4 protein-coding genes are annotated in these 3,007 nt (G+C 47.6%); all 4 read left to right on the top strand.

From position 1 onward, the window contains the following. The first annotated feature begins 303 nt into the window (after positions 1 to 303). The 4 genes from ACG2F4_RS19150 (at position 304) to ACG2F4_RS19135 (ending at position 2,499) form a co-directional block, all read left to right on the top strand. A complete protein-coding gene (locus ACG2F4_RS19150; protein WP_395262551.1) occupies positions 304 to 609 on the top strand; it encodes a transposase in 306 nt (101 codons plus the stop codon). Positions 610 to 620: 11 nt separating this feature from the next. Next, complete coding sequence (locus tag ACG2F4_RS19145) at positions 621 to 1,484, top strand: IS3 family transposase (protein ID WP_395262550.1); 864 nt, start codon at positions 621 to 623, stop codon at positions 1,482 to 1,484. Between the two features lie 413 nt (positions 1,485 to 1,897). Next, positions 1,898 to 2,104: a DUF2281 domain-containing protein gene (locus ACG2F4_RS19140; RefSeq protein WP_395262549.1), complete on the top strand. Its 207-nt coding sequence runs from the start codon at positions 1,898 to 1,900 to the stop codon at positions 2,102 to 2,104. Further along, positions 2,101 to 2,499, top strand: a complete 399-nt coding sequence (locus ACG2F4_RS19135) for a type II toxin-antitoxin system VapC family toxin (protein WP_395262548.1) — start codon at positions 2,101 to 2,103, stop codon at positions 2,497 to 2,499. The genes ACG2F4_RS19140 and ACG2F4_RS19135 overlap by 4 nt, the downstream gene beginning before the upstream one ends. Positions 2,500 to 3,007 lie beyond the last annotated feature (508 nt).

Raw genomic sequence — 3,007 nt, 5'->3', positions numbered from 1 at the left:
TCTTTTAGCCGAAGCGGAGTGCCGCAAGGCGAATAAATCCCCAGTCGGCGATTTTTTTGGTTCGTTTTTTCATCGATGAAAAAATGAACAAGGAAAGATGATTAAGAAGCCTGAATGTGAAACAGGAGACGATTTTCCCCAACCGAGGTGTCCCTTTTGTCTTGATACAAAAGGGACCAAAAAATCAAGAAGAATTTAACTCCTCGGGGCGGAGTTCGTTTGTTGCCGCTGTGAACCTGCTACATTTTGATGGACACCGGGTTAAGTCATAGATTGTGGTGACAAACTACATAGGAATCAATCATGGAAGAAAAACAAACCCGCAGAAGTTTTACCAAGGAATTTAAGTTGGACGTAATATCCCAGAGCTACCGGACAGACAATATCAGGGAGCTAGCCGACGAGCTAGGGATTCGTCCGGAACTGATCTACCGGTGGCGTTCGGAGTATAACCAGGCTCCTGAGGAGAGTTTTCCTGGCAAGGGCAACCAGCAGCGGACTCCGGAAGCCGAAGAGCTGGCCCGCCTGCAGCGGGAAAATGCGGATCTTCGGATGGAGCGCGACATCTTAAAAAAGGCCATTGGCATCTTCACCAGCCGCCGTGGGTAATCTATCAGTTTATGACAGATCACAAGCAGTCCTATCCCATAGCGAAGATGGCCAAGCTATTCGGAGTGTCCCGAAGCGGCTATTACCGTTGGCTCGGCAGCGGACCTTCCAAACGGACGCTCGAAAACCAGCGGCTCAGACAGGCGATAGCCGAGGCCTGGGACGCCTCCGGGCACCGTTATGGTTCGCCCCGAATCCACCGGCAGTTGATTGGAGAAGGCTGGCAGGTCAGCCGTCCCCGCGTGGCCCGGCTGATGAAGGCGATGGGCATACAAAGCCAAATTCGCCGTAAATGGGTCACTACAACTGATTCCAGGCACCGGTTCCCGGTGGCTCCAAACCTGCTGGATCGCCGGTTTACTGCCTCCCAGCTGGGACAGGTCTGGGTCAGCGATATTACCTATTTGTCCAGCAAGGAGGGTTGGTTGTATTTGACTACGGTCATGGACCTGGCCGACCGGCAGATCCTCGGATGGTCGTTAAGTGAGGGGATAAATGCCGAGGAAACCGCCATAGAGGCATTCAACCAGGCCGTGGCCACACGCAGGCCGAATCAAGAGTTGTTGTTCCACTCCGATCAAGGTGTCCAATATGCCTGCCGGGAATTCACCAAGCTACTGGACAAATGGCAGATCACCCAAAGCATGTCCCGCAAAGGCAATTGCTGGGATAACGCCCCGGCCGAGAGCTTCTTTAAGACGCTCAAAGCCGAACTGGGGCTGGACGGGAAATTTGCCAGCTACCAGCAGGCCCGAATGACTATTTTTGAGTTCATCGAACTTTGGTACAATCGCCGGCGCCTGCATTCGGCCTTAGGCTATCGAACACCGGCCCAAACCGAACAATTCTTACTCAACCAAAACCAAGCCGCATGAATGACTTAACTCACTGTCCATTTTTTTGTAGCAATTCCACTGTTTAGGTTCGTCGCCCGCCCCTCGTCAGACAGAACTTCTTCCGGTATCGGAACAATTGCTTAACACGTTCAAACGATCTCCCCTTCGAAATTCATCATTACTAATTCTTCATTTTTCATTCCTCACTGAACATCCCCCTGCACCCCCTTCGAACATCATTTACTGCTTTTCAATCATAACTGCCACAAGGGGGAACCCCCCGCGTTCTTCTTCCCGGTACCCCTTCGAGATTCATCATTTTTAATTCTTCATTCATAATTCCCATATTCCCCTTGTGGCACCCCAGTTGGCCAATAGTCCCGAAGATCTTGATCAAAATCTCCAATAAATTTTGTATAATTATTCAGAAAGTAAAAATAGATCCTATAGTTATGAATGATCTGGAATTGTATACAAAACTCGTGTCATTACCTGATGAGCTAAAGAAAGAGGCCAATGATTTCGTAGAGTTCCTGAAATCCAAGATAGCAAACCAACAAACGCCCAAAAGCAGAACACCCGGTTTGGCGAAAGGTCTTATTGAAATGAGTGATGATTTTGACGAACCCCTTGATGATTTTAAGGAGTATAGGGAATGAACCTGTTGGTAGATACTCATGCTGCTATCTGGTTTATAACAGACGACGAACAATTGCCTGAATTCTCTAAGGAGCTAATTAAAAATCCCAAACATAATTGTTATGTAAGTGTTGCAACATTATGGGAAATGGGGATAAAACATTCATTGGGAAAGTTGAAATTAAAAGCGGAGCTGGAGAGAATTTTTGAACTGTTTTTTGAAAGTGGTTTCACACTCTTGCCCATAATTCCGGATCATATTTTAACCAATACTACTTTACCATTTCACCACCGGGATCCTTTTGATAGATTGATTATTGCTCAAGCAAAAAGAGAAGGGTACGCCCTTGTTTCTAAAGATACCGAATTTGAAGAGTATGATGTCAATATAATCTGGGATTCCAGGAATTCATAATCCATAATTCCCCTCCTTTCCGGCCCTGGATTTATGAGCTGCCCGGGACATGCGCAGCGGCGGCGCGGGTTAGTTATTTGTTACCGGTTACTAGTATTGGATTGTTGACAATATAGTAGCAAGCAGCCCTCGGGGTCTGGGGAATGGCGGCAGGCAAAAGGGGAGAGGCGGCCGGCGCTTGAAAGCAACCGGCCGGGAATGAGCTGGTAAGGGGAACATCTACCATTCCCCAGCGGCTTTTTTGGTTCGTTTTTTGGCCGTACAAAAAATGAACAGTAAAAGCTGATAAGGAAGCCTGAATATGAAACAGGAGACTATTTTCCCAATAGAGTTGTCCCTTTTGTCTTGATACAAAAGGGACCAAAAAATCAAGAAGAATTTAACTCCTCGGGGCGGAATTCGTTTGTTGTCGCTGTTTAGGTTCGTCGCCCGCCCCTCGTCAGACAGAAATTCTTCCGGTCTTGGGCATGGTGCTATAACTCGTTCAAACGATCTCCCCTTCGAAATT

It is taken from the genome of Halalkalibaculum sp. DA3122 (assembly GCF_043951865.1).
In the GTDB taxonomy this organism is placed as follows: Bacteria; Bacteroidota; Rhodothermia; order Balneolales; family Balneolaceae; genus JAMQKA01.
The sequence above is the reverse complement of the archived record's forward strand: the minus strand, read 5'-3'. Positions and strand labels throughout refer to the sequence as shown.